Origin of the sequence: Corynebacterium sp. 5QC2CO, from assembly GCF_024580435.1 — a bacterium.
Lineage (GTDB): Bacteria > Actinomycetota > Actinomycetes > Mycobacteriales > Mycobacteriaceae > Corynebacterium > Corynebacterium jeikeium_D.
Map to the genome: position 1 here is coordinate 154,200 of NZ_JANIKI010000004.1, position 17,800 is coordinate 171,999.

At 56.9% G+C, this 17,800-nt stretch carries 14 protein-coding genes; 7 read left to right on the top strand and 7 right to left on the bottom strand.

Annotated features, from left to right (window positions below):
* Nucleotides 1-21 precede the first annotated feature (21 nt).
* The 3 genes from NQ014_RS05450 (at nt 22) to NQ014_RS05460 (ending at nt 1,749) form a co-directional block, all read left to right on the top strand.
* Complete coding sequence (locus NQ014_RS05450; RefSeq protein WP_257074109.1) at nt 22-363, top strand: monovalent cation/H(+) antiporter subunit G; 342 nt, start codon at nt 22-24, stop codon at nt 361-363.
* A 589-nt stretch (nt 364-952) separates the two neighbouring features.
* Entirely contained in the window at nt 953-1,261 is a 309-nt protein-coding gene (locus NQ014_RS05455; RefSeq protein ID WP_257074111.1) for a hypothetical protein, read from the top strand.
* A 140-nt stretch (nt 1,262-1,401) separates the two neighbouring features.
* Nucleotides 1,402-1,749, top strand: coding sequence for a hypothetical protein (locus NQ014_RS05460; protein ID WP_070566788.1), 348 nt, complete (start codon nt 1,402-1,404; stop codon nt 1,747-1,749).
* A 225-nt stretch (nt 1,750-1,974) separates the two neighbouring features.
* Here NQ014_RS05460 and NQ014_RS05465 read toward each other — a convergent pair whose 3' ends face one another.
* Nucleotides 1,975-3,504, bottom strand: coding sequence for a catalase (locus NQ014_RS05465; protein WP_257074112.1), 1,530 nt, complete (start codon nt 3,502-3,504; stop codon nt 1,975-1,977).
* A gap of 362 nt (nt 3,505-3,866) precedes the next feature.
* Between NQ014_RS05465 and NQ014_RS05470 the strand changes: the two genes are divergently transcribed.
* The 4 genes from NQ014_RS05470 (at nt 3,867) to NQ014_RS05485 (ending at nt 7,830) form a co-directional block, all read left to right on the top strand.
* Nucleotides 3,867-4,976, top strand: coding sequence for a hypothetical protein (locus tag NQ014_RS05470; protein WP_257074117.1), 1,110 nt, complete (start codon nt 3,867-3,869; stop codon nt 4,974-4,976).
* A gap of 9 nt (nt 4,977-4,985) precedes the next feature.
* Nucleotides 4,986-5,723, top strand: a complete 738-nt coding sequence (locus tag NQ014_RS05475) for an ABC transporter ATP-binding protein (RefSeq protein ID WP_257074119.1) — start codon at nt 4,986-4,988, stop codon at nt 5,721-5,723.
* Nucleotides 5,710-7,143, top strand: a complete 1,434-nt coding sequence (locus NQ014_RS05480) for an ABC transporter permease (RefSeq protein ID WP_257074120.1) — start codon at nt 5,710-5,712, stop codon at nt 7,141-7,143. Before NQ014_RS05475 ends, NQ014_RS05480 begins: the two co-directional genes overlap by 14 nt.
* A 102-nt stretch (nt 7,144-7,245) precedes the next feature.
* On the top strand, nt 7,246-7,830 hold the full coding sequence (locus NQ014_RS05485) for an RNA polymerase sigma factor (protein WP_172954594.1): 585 nt from the start codon (nt 7,246-7,248) through the stop codon (nt 7,828-7,830).
* 1,045 nt (nt 7,831-8,875) lie between these two features.
* Here the strand turns inward: NQ014_RS05485 and NQ014_RS05490 are convergent.
* The 6 genes from NQ014_RS05490 to NQ014_RS05525 form a co-directional block, all read right to left on the bottom strand.
* Nucleotides 8,876-9,235 (bottom strand): hypothetical protein, encoded by a 360-nt coding sequence (locus tag NQ014_RS05490; protein ID WP_257074124.1) that lies wholly within the window; start codon nt 9,233-9,235, stop codon nt 8,876-8,878.
* Between the two features lie 166 nt (nt 9,236-9,401).
* Nucleotides 9,402-10,157: a class F sortase gene (locus NQ014_RS05495; RefSeq protein WP_257074126.1), complete on the bottom strand. Its 756-nt coding sequence runs from the start codon at nt 10,155-10,157 to the stop codon at nt 9,402-9,404.
* A 9-nt stretch (nt 10,158-10,166) separates the two neighbouring features.
* Nucleotides 10,167-13,136 carry a VaFE repeat-containing surface-anchored protein gene (locus tag NQ014_RS10900; protein WP_306438485.1) on the bottom strand — a complete coding sequence of 990 codons (2,970 nt, stop codon included), beginning with the start codon at nt 13,134-13,136 and terminating at the stop codon, nt 10,167-10,169.
* Between the two features lie 938 nt (nt 13,137-14,074).
* Nucleotides 14,075-14,665, bottom strand: a complete 591-nt coding sequence (locus tag NQ014_RS05515; RefSeq protein WP_257074129.1) for a hypothetical protein — start codon at nt 14,663-14,665, stop codon at nt 14,075-14,077.
* Between the two features lie 346 nt (nt 14,666-15,011).
* Entirely contained in the window at nt 15,012-16,052 is a 1,041-nt protein-coding gene (locus NQ014_RS05520) for an aspartate-semialdehyde dehydrogenase (RefSeq protein ID WP_257074131.1), read from the bottom strand.
* 9 nt (nt 16,053-16,061) lie between these two features.
* Complete coding sequence (locus tag NQ014_RS05525; protein ID WP_257074132.1) at nt 16,062-17,327, bottom strand: aspartate kinase; 1,266 nt, start codon at nt 17,325-17,327, stop codon at nt 16,062-16,064.
* Between the last annotated feature and the right edge of the window lie 473 nt (nt 17,328-17,800).

Consider the following 17,800-nt stretch of genomic DNA (forward strand, 5'->3'; position numbering starts at 1 on the left):
CGATTAAGGACGAATCGCAATATGAGTATCGCTTCAATTCTTGTAACTATATTGTTTGCTGTGCTGGTCATTGGCGGATCTTTGTACCTGCTCCTGGCGGGCGTGGCCATGTGGCGCTCTAAAGATGCCCTGAGCCGGTTGAACCAGCTTTCAGCCGGAATCATGGTGGGCATCCCCGCACTGGTGATTGCCAACTTGGTCCTAGAGGCCGACCAGGGCGATCTGACGTGGGGCAAAACCCTCACCGCCATTCTGGCCATTATCGCTGTCCTGGTCGTCGCTACTGTCGCCTCCGAGGTACTTGGACGCGCGGTGCTGGGTGCCCGTGACGGCTCCGCTGAGGACTACGTGCCGGAGCGGTAGCTAGCGGCGCGGGAAACGTCCTGATTACGCCGTTAGCGGCCAGTTTCACAGCGGCTCCTCAGCGCGCTCCGGCACCCCCTTTAGGCCACCCAGCCTACCCAAAAGGGGGTATATCTCCCCACACTTTCGAGCACCCACAATGTGATGCACCTCTCATGGGTTATGGGGAGCTTGCTAACTCATTTTATGCCCCTAAATTGAGTGGCAGTTTTTGCCGTTAACTAAACTTTGGTTTCCCTTAGTTAGGGAACCCTTGGTTATCATTTTTGATGAATTTGCCGTTTGCCTGCACCTTTGTGACACCAAGAACAAAACAATCAATGCAATCCCGGTAAATTTTAAGAAAACAACACTTTTGTCATCCGATATTCAGGCAGAGGCCGGTGTCGCCTCGAACGTCACAAAGCCGCCCACTTTCCAAAATTTTTAGACGAATTTGAGCGAGCTTCAGGGGGGCACAACCGACCAACAACGGACCGAGTCATTTATTTTTTCATTGCAGCCCTTTGCCCCATCGGTTAACTTAATTTCTGTGAGTTCGCCAAGAGCGACTCAAAGTTTCTACCCCCGAGAACTTAAGGATCTTCTCATGTCCTGCTCCACTGAATGCGTTGCAACCCTCATCGAGGCACTCCCGGACGTCACCGTCGAGAGCCCGCTGCCGGCTTTCGAGCAGCTGGCTGGCAACGACGTCAACTTCGCCAACGTTGGTGGCGACCTGAACCTGCCGTTCGGTAACGACTTCCTGGACATCACCTCCAACGACGACTACTCCACCACCGACTCCCACGACGTCACCGTTCGGGACTTCCTGAACCCGGATACCGATGTCGACAAGTCCGACCGGCGTCAGTTCGACTTCCTGAACCCGAACATTGGCGTTAACCCAGCCGAGTAAGCTCCCGGGCTTCATGGCAGGACAATAGCTCCGCCAATCCTTGACACAATAAACCGCCAGTCTCTAAAAAAGACTGCGGTTTATTGTTCAGTTAAAACCGATATTTTTCATTTCGTTACTGTCTAAAAGGAACACCAAAAATGGACGTCACTCCTATCGTTGAGGTTCTGGAAGCAATGCCTTCCGGCCCGACCGTCAACGTCACCTTCGAGATTAACCCGACCATCGATGGTGATCTGACCCTCCTGGAAACCGGTGACTGGAACGCTCCGTTCGGCCGCGACTTCATGGACATCAACATCACGAACGATCAGTCCACCCACAATGACAACTCCACCCACGTCTCCGGCGTTGAGGCTGACAGTGTCTCCGACGCTGCCGAACAGGGTCGAGAGGTGTCCGAGTCCGCCGAAGAGGCTGACGAGGCTGCAGCTGCTCCGAAGTCGTTCTTCAACGGCTCCCCGAGCCTGCCGGGCATCGGGGTCTAAAACAGCTCACACTTAGGGTTGTTCCTTAGCCGCCCCAAACCGGGTCGGCGTGCAGGCAACCACCAAGCCCGTGGCTGTCATGCACAGACAGAATTTTTAAATAAGCGTTAGCCCTGCAGATGGTCAAACGACCTGCAGGGCTAACGCTTTTCTATTTACTTTGATCTACCGCGTGGCTGTGCAGCTCTACTCTGCGGTTTTACTGCACAGCCCCGCGTAGCTGCCTTACTTCGTTGCCTTGAAGCGCTTTTCCACCTCAGCACCGAGCCAGGAATCAACGTTGGTCCAGTACTGGTAGACACGCTGCTCCACCTCTGGGGAAACGCCCTGCATGGCACCGACGATGTTGTTTGCCAAGCGATCGCGCTCGGCATCGTCCATCACGTTGCGAACAAGGTCGCCTGGCTGCGAGAAGTCATCATCCTCGGGGTGCTGCACGTAGGCACCGGCGTAGAACTCTTCGCCAACGCTCTCCCACTGACCAAAGGCACCAGCATCGACCTGGCCAGCGTGACCGGAGCGCACTGGGCAGCCAGCGGCCTTGGCCGCAGCCGCAGTATCGGCCTCCGGACCGCGAGCGGTGGCGTTGGAGCCGTGAACCGGCAGCTTCGGATCCGAGTAGTAGTACGTGGCCGCACCATCCTGCGAGAAGGAATTCACTGGGCAGCGCGGCTGGTTCACCGGCAGCTGATCGCTGTTCACACCAAGGCGGTAGCGGTGCGCATCAGCGTAGGAGAACACACGTGCCAGCAGCATCTTGTCCGGCGAGAAGCCGACACCCGGGACCGTATTCGACGGCGCGAAAGCGGCCTGCTCAACCTCAGCAAAGAAGTTGCCCGGATTGCGGTTCAGGGTGAAGTGGCCGACCGGAATCAGCGGGTAGTCCTTCTGGGACCAGGTCTTGGTCAGGTCGAACGGGTTCACCTTGTAGCTGGCGGCCTCGTCGTAAGGCATAATCTGCACCTTGACGTCCCAGGTTGGGTAGTCGCCGCGCTCAATCGCCTCGAAGAGATCCTGGCGAGCGTGGTCGGTGTTTTCGCCAACCAGCTCGGCGGCCTCATCATCCGTCAGGAACTCCCAGCCCTGGCGAGTCTTAAAGTGGTACTTAACCCAGAAACGCTCCCCTTCAGCGTTAATCCACTGATAGGTGTGAGAACCGAAGCCGTCCATATGACGGAAGTCCTTCGGAATACCACGGTCACCCATCAAGTAAGTGACCTGGTGAGCGGACTCCGGAGAAGCAGTCCAGAAATCCCACTGCATATTGGCATCGCGCAGGCCCGTATCCGGCAGACGCTTCTGAGAGTGGATGAAGTCCGGGAACTTAATGCCATCGCGGATGAAGAACACTGGAGTGTTGTTGCCCACGATGTCGAGGTTGCCGTCTTCGGTGTAGAACTTCAGTGCAAAGCCGCGCACGTCACGCCAGCCATCCGGGGAGCCCTGCTCACCAGCGACAGTGGAGAATCGTGCCAGCATCGGCGTGACAGTGTTCGGCTGGAAGACCGCAGCCTTGGTGTACTTGGAGACATCCTCGGTGATCGTCAGTTCACCGAAAGCGCCTGCGCCCTTAGCGTGAACAACGCGCTCCGGAATGCGCTCGCGGTTGAAGTGTGCGAGCTTCTCCAGCAGGTGGATGTCGTGGAGGTTAATACCTCCCTGTGGACCATTGGTTAGCGAGTGCTGCTCTGTAGGAACCGGCGCACCGTTGAGGCGAGTGGTCGGACCATTGGAGCCTTCATAGAGATTGGACATGGGGATTTCCTCCTAAAGACAGGGGCTAGATGGCAGTCACAACATGCCCTGACGTTTTCCACCCTACACGAAGTTTCATATTTTTGCCTATTAGTCGCCCGCTATTGATATGTGGACTTAATTATTAGTCCGATTAGGGTCGCTGTATCAGCCGCAAACACTCGACCCGAAAAAGGGCAGATTTTCCTCCATAAAAACCACACGCAATGACCGTCGAAAAGCACTTACCGCGCTTTCATGCAATACCTATCAGCACTGAATAAAAGGTATAACCAGCACTACCACTGTCCGTACGGGTAGAGGGTAGGATTTCTCGCGTACCACGCTGTCAATTTGGATTCTGATCGGATACTTCTGCAGACATGAAAAAACAAGGGAGGGGCGCGAAAGCGCTCACAGTCTTCAAGTACACGCTGGCGTTGCTGGCGACCGTTGCGCTTCTCAAGATCGCATTCTTCTCCGCTAACGACGAGGACTATGCGCAAGCAACCGGTGATTTCTCCCAACCCACCACGGAGCTATCCCCTCAGCGGATCAATAACACGCAGAAGCTGTCTGCCACCATCGTCCCAGACGAGCCCACGGTAATCCGCGCCAACGCTTCCGGTGAAATCACTGACGCCTATGTCAACAGTGGCGGCAACGCCGTAGCGGGGCAAAACCTGCTCCAGGTGAAGAAGACCTCGGTATCTGAGACTGCCAGCACCTCCGGCGGCGTGGATTCCGAGGAAGAAGGCGCCGCAGCTGCCACACCAGAGACTACCGTGACCTGGGGAAACATCACCGCTAAGGCCTCTGGCACGGTGCAGTGGGATATCGTCATTGGCCAGACGGTCGAGATCGGCCAGGAAATTGGCACGATTTCGCCGAACAGCTTCCACGCCGTAGCACCAATTAAGCCGAGCCAGCTGTACACACTGGGTGACTCGATTAACAATGGCCGCCTCGCCATCACCGATGGCCCGGCACCGTTTTTGTGTGATTCGGTGAAGACTGTCACGGGAAGTGGCACGGGCTCGCAGAACACTGGCGCCGGAGATGGCACTGGCATGGGCGCCGCGGCTGCGGGGAGTTCCTCGGGCGGCCCACAGCTGCGCTGCGATATTCCCGCAGATCAGACCGTCTACGAAGGTGTTCCCGCAACGCTGATTCTTGGCAGCGGCACCACCTTGGAGGTCCCCGCACTGCCAGTGACCGCCGTGGAGGGACGCTTCCGCGAAGGTGTTGTCTACGCTCCGGCTAAGGATGGCGGCAAGCCCACCAAGATCAAGGTCGAGTTGGGCGCCAACGATGGCACTTTCATTGAGATCAAGCGCGGCCTGAAAGAAGGTCAGCAGGTTTTGGAGTACGTGCCTTCCTACAAGGACGAGTTCGCTGGCGACGGCAGCGGCGACGGCACTGGCACCGGCGCTGGTGATGGCAGCGACACTGGCTTCGATGAGTCCGGCGATGACGTTGGCTCTGAAAAGTAGGCCCGCGCCATGCTTAGTTTGACCGCAGTCACTCGAACAGTGACGCTCCCCAACGGCGAGGAGCTGCCTATTTTGAAAGGCATCGACCTCGAAGTGCCGCGCGGTGAGCACCTCAGCATTGTCGGCCAGTCAGGTTCGGGTAAGTCAACGCTGCTGAACATCATTGGCATGCTCGATTTGCCGGACTCCGGCACGTACACGTTCGACGGCACCGATATTTCCACCTTGTCGGACAGGAAACGCACTGCGCTCCGGGGCGATAAGTTGGGATTCGTCTTCCAGCAGTTCAACCTCTTCCCTTCCCGCACCACGCTGGAAAACGTTGAGGTTCCGCTGATGTACGACCGGGGCGAGAAGTTCTGGAATCGCACCGAGCTCGCCGCTGCGATGCTGGAGCGCGTCGGCCTGGGCGACCGCCTAGAGGCCACGCCTTCACAGCTTTCCGGTGGTGAACAGCAGCGTGTGGCCATCGCTCGCGCGCTCGTGCGCCAACCGCAGCTCATTCTTGCCGATGAGCCCACCGGTGCGCTCGATGTCGACACCGGCAAGATTGTCATGGATCTGCTCGAAGAAGTCGCCACGGAAAACAATGCTGCGCTGATTGTGATTACGCACGATTTAGAGGTCGCCGAGCGCGGCGATCGGGTGCTTGAGCTTCGCGACGGTCAGTTGCACGCCGACTCCGTCCTGCTATCTGCCGCCAACGCCATGCACGAATTGGAGGAGGTTGCTGATGACGACGAATAAAGAAACCGAATCGAAGTCACGGCCTTCCTTCCTCTATGCAGCAACGCCTTATCTCGGTGCTCTGCTGGAGGCGTGGCATGAGCTGCGCATTAACCGTGGCCGCATCATGCTGTCTCTGGTCAGTGTGGCCGCCGCAGTGTGGGCGATGACCACAGTCATTGCACTTGGCAATATTCTCACCAGCTCCCAGGATGCGGTCACCGCACAGAGCACGGGTGTCGCCGGCACGGTCACGCTGACTGCTGGGGCGAGTAGTTCCGATTCCGAGGAAGGCGGTAACTTCGGCGACAGCGGCTTCGGCGGCGATTTCAGCGACGGCACGATGGCCGATAGCTTTGGAAGCTTCGGCGGCGAGGGCACCGGCGGAAACGGCCCGGACGATTTGAGCGTCATCAACCCGGACGGGTCTATCAATGACGCTTTTTCCACTGCCGCTCACCGCCTGGTGGAGACCACCCATGCCAACTTGTGGTCGCGAGTTCGCATGCAGCCAGCGACTCCCGAGCACAATATGGATGACTGCGCTCCGGATGATTACGAGTGTTTTTCGCCAGGAACTCCCGAGCTGATTGCCGCTGACCCCGGCTGGTTCGATATCTACGCCCGCACCATCGTGCAGGGACGCCGTTTGGAAGATGCCGATGGCCAGCGCTTGATGAACCCCGTGGTGGTCAACGACCAGTTCTACGAGACCTTGGGCAACCCAGCACTAGCCGACCATCCAACCTTCAGGTTGAAGGAAACGGGTAACACCACCTTCACCGTGGTAGGAGTGTACAAGTCTCTGGGTTCATGGGACGCCCCGAGCATTGTCACGCACTATGATTCCTTCCTCAATGCCGGCTACGAGGGACAGGTGGGTGAGCCGCAACTTCTCGTCGCAACGCCTGAAGAGTCCGCGAAGGAGAACCAGAAGGCGCTGCACAACATTTTCCAGGCGGAGCTCGGCCCCAGCTGGAAGGTGAATACCTCCCTGTCGGAGAAGGACACGGAGATTTCCCAGGAGATGAATAACACCATCACTACTGCGCTGGGCATTATCGGCGGCATTGTGATTGCACTTGGTGCGTTGGGGCTGCTCACGGTCTCGATTGTCACCATTGGTCACCGCGTCCGTGAGATTGGTATTCGTCGCGCAATGGGCGCGTCGGCAGGCAGGATCTTTATCTCTGTGTTCCTGGAGTCGATTGTCGCCACGACGGTGGCGGGTGTGGTTGGCGTGATTGCCTCGATCATCACGGTCAAGCAGTTGCCGCTGGATAAGATGCTGGCGTTGCCGCTGGAGACCGGCGCCGTGGCCTACCCTGTCACGGCCGCTGTCATTGGCGTGCTGGTCGCGACATTCGTGGGTGCCCTGGCGGGCATCATCCCCGCCACTATTGCCGTCCGCGTCAAGCCCATCGACGCCATCCGCTTCTAGCGTTCCAGCCCCTAGTTCGCCTGGCTGCGTCGCCTCCTGCTTTTTGCAGGTGAGGCCGCGTGCAGCCAGGCGAATTATCTTTAGGTTTTAAGTTGCTAAGCTATGTCCATGACTCCCGCACGCCTCGTCTCTAATGACGAATACATCACGCAGCTGGCGCTGAAAGCCGGCCGCGGTGATCAGGCTGCGCTGACGGAGTTCGTGCGGCTGACTCAGAAGGACGTGTGGCGTCTGGTCGCACATCTGGGCGGCGTTGATGCTGCGGATGATTTAACGCAGGAGACGTACCTGCGCGTGATGGGGGCACTTCCCCGCTTTGCGGCGCGTTCTTCTGCCCGTACCTGGCTGTTGTCGCTGGCCCGGCGCGTGTGGGTGGATTCGGTCCGCCATGATTCGGCACGCCCGAAGAAGTCCGCGATGGAAGTGGAAAACGCTGCCGAGCAGTTCACGACCGGCGAGTCGTGGTCAGAGCTCGCTGACGCCCGCGTGCTGCTGGAGCAGCTGCCAGAGGAACGCCGCGAGGCACTCATTCTGACGCAGGTGCTGGGGTACTCCTACGCGGAGGCCGCGGAAATCGCAGGTTGTCGTGTGGGCACCATTCGCTCTCGCGTCGCTCGTGCGCGCCGCGATTTGGTTGCCGCGCTTGACGACGGCGACAGCGCCAACGGCGACTCTGCAGCTGTTTAGGCATGCTCCCCCGATAGGCGTTGCCCTTTTTGCCACCCCATTTTTGGAACACTATCGCACATGATTGCTCAGTTGAGCGTAGGTTTTGCCTTAACTGATAGTTTTATACATTTCCTTATATTCGCGATACGAAACGGGTATATAAACTGCCCGGCACGCATAAGTTCCATCTTTTTCGACGAGATTAGCTTTGTTTTGGGTCGCCACCGACCAACTCACTGAGGAGCAGATTTCCCCATGAATAGACCTTCATGGATTTTCACTGTCACTGCCATTATCACGGCTACAACCGGGCTACCGGCCTACGCTGCCACCATCCACCAAGGGGATCCAGTTGTTATCGTTCACGCTAATGGGCCACAAGCCAGTGTCTGCACAGCTGGCTACGTCGACAAAACCAACTCTCAGATCTACACAGCAGGTCATTGTGGGCAAGAAGGAGACACGGTGACGGATGGGACCTTTCAGAAAATTGGAGTATTCCAACCGTCTCCCACCTATGACCATTCACTAGATACGGGAAACGATATCGGAGTTGTCTCGCTTGATGACCCCGCTACTGCCGGTGAGAATTCGTATTTGGGTGACTCAATAATATTCCCAACAGATGTTCAAACTGGTGAGACAGTCTGCATATACGGAAACACGACAGGGAAAGTGACCTGCGGTTTAGCCGATGACCGAGAGGCATACTAAACCGAGGACAGTGCTCTACAGGTTCAAAACGTACACGCTCAACGCGGCGATTCTGGAGGGCCGGTATGGGTTCCGGAGAAAGGCGCTGTTGGCGTTGTATCGACTAATTGGAACATCATCGATGGGAACGGGCAGCAGCTTGGCTCCTATGTCACTGCTAATTCACCCTGGTAAGAGAGCTTTGTTTACGTAGGGCTTGTCATTCTCCGAGGTCACGTCACCGAACGGAGAAAACAAGCCACCACCGATAGCCAAAAGCGCGCCCCATGACGCGCTGTCTCATGCCAGGAGCTGAAAAGCACAGAGACAGAAACCGTCACGGGGCGCGCTGTGGCGTCACAAGAGGCGTTTAGAGAACCGCCCAGTAGTGAACATCGTTGTAGCCGTTGAGCTTGAGGACGTCACCAATCTGATCGACCTTCTTCTTGCCCTCAGGGGTCATGCCATCCGGCATGATCTGCACATCAGCACTGTGATCGCCGGTGAAGTTGATGTTGACGTAGTCCTTGCCATCGCGGTGCTCGAGCTCGAAGACATAGCGGTTGACGGCCAGCTTGCCCGAGTGCAGGAACCCACCCTTGCCCGGAGCGACAACTGCAGTGTCAGCAGAGTTTGCAGGTGCAGCTACCGCCTGTGCGGCAGTAGCAACCGGAGCTGCAAGCACGAGTGCTCCCACACCCCAGACACCGATTTTCTTCAACATGCTCATAAGTACTTCCTTATCTTCAGTGTTTCTGCAGGGTTTCTGCAGATTTGTTCTGTGTTTTTCTGCGACTGTCGGTGCCGCCGTTGTTCGACGGCGTTCGACAGCCGCAGCCAATGAAATTGGTCAATGAATTGAGGCTCGCGCCCCAGCGCCCCAGCGCCCTAGTGCCCTAGCGCACTGGGGTGGCCTCGACGATGATGTTGTCGGCGTAACCCAAAGTGCCGCCGACGAACTCGCCTCCACAGGTGATGAGGACCAAGCGGTTCTCACCAACTGCATCGTTGACAGCCTCGGGCATCTGAGCGCCCTTGACCACCTGGATCGGATCCTTGCTGACTGTGAAGTCTCGGCTTTCGCCATCCACCTTCACCGTGACAGTGTCACCAGCCTTCAGGTCAGCGAAACGTGCAGCGTAACCATCGCCCTGATCCACCTCATTGACGTGACCGGTAATGACGGACGATCCAGCAGCACCTTTTTCACCGGGAATCGCAGAGGCGGAATACCAACCCAGGCGCGAAACATCGGTCGGTGGAATCAGAGATCCCTGATCAGTCAGCTGAACGAAATCAATCGGAGCCGACTTACCATCAATGAGCATCTCCATCTCGTGCACAGCTCCCCGAGAACCCTGTGCTGGAGTGGGCAGATTCTCCTGCGCACCATCGAGCGCCGAATCATTGCGGTTCAGTTGGGCAATCACCAGCAGAGCGATAACGCCAATTAATGCAATAGCGGCGGTATACACCCTTGGCTGCTTCCACCAAGGCACGTCCTGCAGGTCTTCGACTTGGCCGTCGGCCTGGTCTTCACCCTGGTCAAACGCATCAACGTGGTCGAGTGCGCCGGTTTCGGTTTCCGGTTCGAATACTGGTGTGTTTCCAGGTTCCTTGCCGGTCTCGTCCGCGCCAAACTGATCAGTCATGGAATCTCCTTAGTTCGTGGCTACCGTCGGCAGAGCGTGAGTAGCCAAACCGGTCGGGCCAGACGGAACCGAACTAATTGCACGTCGTTCCGAGTTCGGAGCCAACGGCTTTCCGTGGTTCTTCTGCTTACCCTGGCCAGTGCCACCGATGATGGTGACGTTGGTGTTGTTCTGCTCCGAGTGCTGATTAATCACAGTGGTCGGGGTAGCAGCTTCGCTGGTAGGAGCAGAGGAATCGTCGTTAGGCGTGTTCTGCCCGCCCTCATCCTTCGGCTGCTCAGATGGCGTGTTCTCTGGGGTCTTGCCGTTCGTGACAGTCTGCTCCGCAGAGTTGATGTCCTTGTGAACAGCAACTTCCTTGCCATTGGCATCGGTCAGAGTCTCGAAGGCAACCTGGGAAGCGCAGTCGCCGTCAGTGATGATGATCGGAACATCAACCGTGCCTACGGATGCCGTCGGCACAAAGTGCAAGCGGCTCCTAGCGCCAGTGGACTTGCCCGTCTCCTTGCACATCAGCTCACCGGTCAACGTGTACTTCGTGCCCGGCTTCAGGCCAGTGAAGTGCACGGTGTCGATGACGACAGCGCCCTTCTCAACCAGACCCTTGCCAGCAATACCGGCAGTAGTAGTGATGGCTGGGTTGTCCTCAGACTGCGCTGGGGTGGTCGGATGGTTCGGCTGAGTTGGCTTGGTCGGCTTTTCCGGCTGAGCAGGCTTGGACGGCTTGCTCGGCTGAGCAGGCTTAGTCGGCTTGGACGGCTTCTCCGGCTGAGCAGGCTTAGTCGGCTTGGACGGCTTCTCCGGCTGAGCAGGCTTAGTCGGCTTGGACGGCTTGGACGGCTTCTCGGACTCAGACTTAGACGGAGTTGTGGTCTCAGACGGCTCTTCCGGCTGTGTCGTCTCCGGCTGCTCGGACGGCTCATCGTCGCTCGGCGTTGCCGGAACGGTGGACGTAGTCGGCTCAGTCGAGCTGGTCTCCGGTGCGGTTGTCTCCTCGGACGGAGTTTCGCTTTCCTCAGTCGGCGTGTCTTCCGGCTTCTCCGGAACCTCGCCGGTCACGGTCTGGCTAGCGTCGTTGATATCTGCGTGGTCAGCGATCTCATTGACCTGACCAGCGCTTTCCTTACCAGTCGAGTCAACCTCATCAGAGGTCAGGTGCTCGAATACGACGGCCTCAGCAACAGGAGTTTTAACAGAGCCAGACACCTCAAGAGTGACAGTCACAGTACCGCTTGCCGACGTCGGCTTGAACGTCGCCTCGCCATGACCAATTACAGAGCCATCAGTCTTGTTAACCAGTTCACCGGAGAGGGTGTAGTTCTTACCAGGCACCAGACCCTCGAAATGTACGGTGTCGACGACCTTGGCATTAGCCTCAATGCGGTTACCCTGAAGCTCGGCTACCGTGCGCAGCTCCGGCTCCAGCGGCGTATCAGCCGGCTCGCTCGGCTTAGACGATTCGGTAGTCTCAGTCGGCTCGGTCGGTTCCGTGGTCTGCGACTCAGTGCTGTCAGTCGGCTCGGTCGGTTCCGTCGGAGCAGCCGGCTTCGTGGACTCGGAGGTATTAGGAGTAGTCGTCGAAGAGCTCGGCTGCTCTTCGCTTTCCGACGTCGTCGGAGTCTCAGACTCACTGGTCTCAGAAGTAGTGGTCTCGCTAGACGACGGCTCCGTCGTCTCCTCGGTCGTCCCTTCGCTCGTCGGGGTCTCTTCGGAGGTCGACGGCTGCTCTTGCTTTTCACCGTGAACGGTCTGAGCTGCGTCGTTAATGTCCTCGTGGGTAGCGATTTCTACCCGCTGACCATCGGTATTGTCCTGGCCTTCGGCGGTGACCTCTGTCGAGGTCAGCTTTTCAAATGCAACAGCCGCGGAAACCGGCTCATCCACATCATCGGAGACGGTAATCATGACAGCCTGCTCACCCGAAGAGGTCTCCGGAGTGAACTCGACGCTACCGGTACCCAAGATGCGATCAGCATTGGTCTTGTCCACCAAGGTGGCGTCCAGGCGGTAGTTCTTACCCGGAACGAGGTCAGTGAACTTCACGATGTCCTTGACCACAGCGCCCGCGACAATCTTGTTGCCATTCAGTCGAGCCTGAGTGGAGATCGACGGCTTACGCGTCGTCGGCTTCTCCGGCTCGGACGGCTTGGTCGACTCGGATGGAGTCGTGGTCTCGGCAGGCGTGGTCGGAGTTGTCGGCTTCTCCGGCTCAGTTGGCTGTTCCGGTTCAGTTGGCTTTTCTGGCTCAGACGGCTTCGTCGGCTCTGCCGGAACTTCACCTGAAGACGGAGTGACATTGTCAATCACAATGATGTCTTGTTTCTTACCATTGTTGAAAATGTAGCCAGTGCGGTTCGTACCGTCGACGGTGCCCTGACCGACGTTAGCCGGACCAGTGAGGTAGTCGTAGACAGCCTTCATCGACGGGTTGTGAATGCCCTGAGAGAAGTCAATGTCATCGGAGAAGTGCCACAGGGCGTACTGAGTTGCGCTATTGGCATCCAGCAGGTTCAGACGGCCTTTAACTCCAGCTGCCTTCCCCAGTTCCTCCAAACCAACAGCTGGAGAACCGTGGTGCGCAATCCAGTTGAGCTTCCGGTATCGGTCAAAGTCGTTCCGCAGCTTGTTATTGGTATCTGTGCTGCGCGAGAACTGACTGAAGTTTTGAACACGACCGGTGTCATAGAGATCACCGGCGACACTGGCCTCGATGCAGTAACCGAGTTTGTGGCTACCGTCTGGCCGTGCAGCCTCGTCAAAGGCCGCAATGCGTGGCCCAAAATCACGGACATTTCCATTGGCTTCAACCCCCTTAACAGTTCCAGAACCCAGAATCTTCTGAATTGTCAGGGTTTCGCCAGTGTCTTCTGCCTCCTGCGCATGCGCAATTATTGGAGATTTAGCGAAGAAAAGAGCGAGCACAGCCATGAAGCTAAATAGCGCTAACCAGCACTTCTCATTTGTAAAACGACCAAACATGAGCCCTCCCCCTTCCTTCGATTTCAGTGCGTTATAAACCTTTCGCTACCTTTCCAGCCTTCAATTAACAATCAATGACCACGCATAGGCGTCTCCAGTCCCCATCACAGGTAGCCCAGTTGACATCGCCTTCTAATTCTCTATTTATAGCGTTGGCCACCCTCGAATATAACAAATACATTTTATGTTTGTCGAGTCATTTAATTGACACCCCTATTACCCCTTATTTCGATTCCGATAATTGTTGATTGCATATTTTTTCAGGGGTGGCCATTTGGACATTAGGCAAATGCCGAAGTTCCACTTTTCTCTACAGCACCTAGCCATTTACCCCACAAAACCGCCTTTTACCTGCGTATATGAAGTTTTTCAATGAATCCCTGCCTATTAATTCGGGTTAGAATGTCTTCCATGTCACGATTTTCATAATTGTGAGTTAAGGCACAGTCGATGCCCCACCCCCACCTAATGAAAATGCGCCCCAATAAATTCCCGAACGCAATAATGACACCTCTGAATCATTTGCAATAAGCCCCGGCCGTCATTTAATAAGCCACATAATTGTGCGTTAATTGCGGCTGCATAAATAATCACCTCTCCGCCCCAGTCCTCTCTATCCGCGGTTAATAGACAAAAATGTGCCCGATTCAAGACATTCCAATAGATCCCGTTATGTAAATCGCGCCTAAATAGGGGGCTGCAAATGTGAAACTGTGCGAGTTTATGACACTTTCAGACCATTTTTCGGGCCATTTTTGTCATAAACCTAGTCAGTAACTCGGATCGACCCAACGTCGCCAGCTATAAACGCAAAAGCGCCTCCCCACTCCACAGGAGTGAGAAGGCGCTCGTGCGCTGTTACGTTTTAATAGCCGCGAGAGCTAATAGCTGCGCAGTGCAGTGCCTAAGTCGGCCTAAACGGTCTTAGATAGACAGCCTTAGATAGCCTTTGCACCGGTGAGGTCCAGGTCGACTGGCAGGTTGTCACCTGCACCGTCCTCAGCCAGCAGACCACCCTGGTTCTTACCGCCGGTCTGCATGCCCTGCTCTTGGCCGCCAGTCTGGAGACCGTTCTGGTTCTTACCACCAGTCTGCAGACCCTGCTCCTGACCACCGTTTTGCAGGCCCTGGTCGCCACCGACGTTCTGCAGGCTCTGATCCTGGCCACCGGTCTGGAAACCGGACTGACGCTCACCAATCTGGCCCTTGTCGTTAACCTGGTCGCCGCCGACCTTGTCGCCCTTGTCCAGCTTGTCGCCACCAATCTGGTCGCCACCGTTCAGCTGGTCGCCACCAGCGTTCTGGAGACCCTGGTTGCCACCGACGTTCTGCAGAGCATTGTCCTGATCGCCGCCAACGTTCTGCAGACCCAGGTTGCCGCCCTCAGTCAGAGAGTGGAAGTTCGGGAACAGAGAGTCGACCTGAACCAGTGGCCCCTCCGGGAAGTTCACGTTGAACTCAGGCACCGGCAGCGGAGCCGGTGCTGGCAAGGAGGAAATCAGTTCGCAGATATTGCACAGGTTATCCATGATGATCCTTTAGAAAAATGAAGTGTAGATAGATGGTGTGGCGCGATGCCCAGAGCTGAAGGTAAAGGGCTTCTCGCCTTCTCCTTTGCGGCCACTGCCGTGCTCACACGAAAACCGTACCGGTGATGAAAAACGGTCACAATATAGAAAATCGACGCACTTCAGCCAAGAAATTGGAAACAGAAAACGGCAAAATTTAACCTGCACTTATGCCCAAACGTCGCATGTCACGGGTCACATTGCTAGCCTTTTGGTCACCCCAAACCAGGCTCGCCTTTTCCAGCAGAAAAGCCCCGGCACTAAGTGCCGAGGCTTAGCTTTTTGTGCTTTTAAATACCGCGGTTAATTACTTGCCCGCGACCAACAGCTCCGCAATCTGGATGGTATTCAGAGCAGCGCCCTTACGCAGATTGTCACCAGAGACAACCATCACCAGGCCACGCCCCTCCGGAACCGACTGATCGACACGGATACGACCCACCAGGGACTCATCTACACCAGCGGCAGCGAGCGGGTTCGGAACGTCGACAACCTTCACGCCCGGCGTGGACTCCAGCAGCTCGGTTGCCTTCTCCACGGACAGAGCATTCTCAAACTCAGCGTGGATCACCAGCGTGTGGCCAGTGAACACCGGAACACGCACACAGGTACCAGCAACAGCCAGCTCAGGGATAGACAGAATCTTGCGGGACTCATTGCGGAGCTTCTGCTCCTCATCGGTCTCCAGCGAACCATCATCAACAAAGTTGCCGGCCACCGGCAGCGCGTTGAAAGCAATCGGGGCAACGTACGGACCAAAGTCCTCCGCAACCAGAGCCGAACCATTAGTGGTCAGCTTCTCCAGGTTGTCGACATTCTCGCGCACCTGGCCAGCCAGAGCATTCACGCCAGCAAGGCCCGAACCCGAGACGGCCTGGTAGGAGGACACACGCAGACGCTGCAACCCGGCCTCGTCGTGAAGCGGCTTGAGCACCGGCATCGCAGCCATCGTGGTGCAGTTCGGATTAGCGACAATGCCCTTCGGGATGTCCTGCAAAGCATCCGGGTTGACCTCAGAGACCACCAACGGGACCTCCGGATCCTTACGCCACGCCGACGAGTTATCAACAACAACCGCGCCAGCAGCCGCAAAACGCGGAGCCTGCTCCTTCGACAGCGTGCCGCCAGCGGAGAACACCGCGACATCAATGCCCTTCAGATCCTCGTCAGAAGTAGCCGCGACATCCTCGACAACAATCTTCTCGCCGCGGAACTCCAACTCCTTGCCCGCACTACGAGCAGAAGCGAAGAAACGAACCTTATCGGCCGGGAAATTACGCTCCGCCAGCAGCGTGCGCATCACACGGCCAACCTGGCCAGTGGCACCAACAACAGCAATCGTGGTCATGAAAACTCCTTAGCGTCCAGTACCAGCGTAAACAACAGCCTCAGTGTCGCCACCGAGATTGAAAGCGTCGTGCAGAGCCTTCACAGACTTGTCGACATCCTGGTCATTAACCAGCACCGAGATACGAATCTCAGAAGTGGAAATCAGGTCGATATTCACACCCTCATCAGCGAGCGCCTCACAGAACGTCGCAGTCACACCCGGGTGGGACTTCATGCCAGCACCGACCAAGGACACCTTGCCCACGTGATCGTCGTAAAGCACGTCCTTCCAGTCATTGTCAGCCTGCAGCTTCTTCAGCAACGCCATCGCCTTCGGAGCGTCCTCGCGCGGGCACGTGAAAGTAATGTCAGTGCGGTTATCCGCGATGGTGGAGACGTTCTGCAGCACCATATCGATGTTGATCTCCGCATCCGCAACAGCACGGAACATCTTCGCCGCCTGGCCCGGATCATCCGGAATGCCCAGCACGGTCACCTTCGCCTCGGAGCGGTCATGCGCCACACCGGTCAACACTGCTTCTTCCATAGGGATATCCTCCATCGATCCATCAACAAGGGTGCCAAGTTCATTGCTATACGACGAACGCACACGCAACGGGACATTAAACGCGCGGGCGTATTCGACACTTCGCAGCTGCAAAATCTTCGCGCCAACCGCGGCCATCTCCAACATCTCCTCGAAAGAAATGTTGTCCAAACGCTGTGCATTCGGCACAATGCGCGGATCCGCGGTGTACACGCCATCCACATCGGAGTAAATCTCGCAGACGTCTGCCTCCAAAGCTGCCGCGAGAGCAACCGCAGTGGTATCCGAACCACCACGGCCCAGCGTAGTGACGTCCTTGGTCTCGCGGTTCACGCCCTGGAAACCGGCCACCAGACAAATGTGCCCCTCATCGAGAGCCTCACGGACACGGCCCGGAGTGACCTCGACAATGCGGGCGTTACCGTGGCGCTCCGTGGTAATCACGCCGGCCTGCGAACCGGTGAAAGACTGAGCCGAGGCGCCGAAGCTTGCGATCGCCATAGCGACCAGCGCATTGGAAATACGCTCACCGGCAGTCAGGAGCATGTCCATCTCGCGTCCCGGGGGGACTGGGTTGACCTGCTCAGCGAGGTCCAGAAGCTCATCGGTGGTGTCACCCATTGCCGAGCAGACAACCACGACGTCATTGCCCTGCTTTTTGGTTTCCACAATTCGTTCTGCAACACGACGAATGCGTTCGGCGCTCTCCAGGGATGAACCACCGTACTTCTGCACAACCAGTGCCATGGTCGGCAACCTCCAAAAACTAGGCAACTATATGCACGTAACTATTATTGACTCAATTTACTTGAGTCGCATTCGTAATTACATAGTGGGTTACCAAAACGTAGCTTGCGGGGGCTGCGCGGAGGGGTTGGAGCGGGTTGCGTGGGGGTTTGCGGGGTGTTTGGGCGTGAGGTGGGTGTGGCTGCGCGGTGAGAGTGTGGGGTGGGTGTGGCTGCGCGGTGAGAGTGTGACAGCTGGGGTGTTTGGGGCGCTTGGGGTGCGGGTTGGGTGTCGGTTGGGTATGAATCGGACGCGACTGCGGGCTGCAAATGTGAAACTGACTAAGTTTATGACAAAAACAGGCCCTGAAACCTGTCAAAACTGACATAAACCTAGTCAGTAACTCTCGGTACTGTGCCAGGAACTCCGGGTTCAGTCAGTTTCACTCCGGGCTCCCAGGCTCCGAGCTCAGCCAGCTCCACTCCGAACTCCCG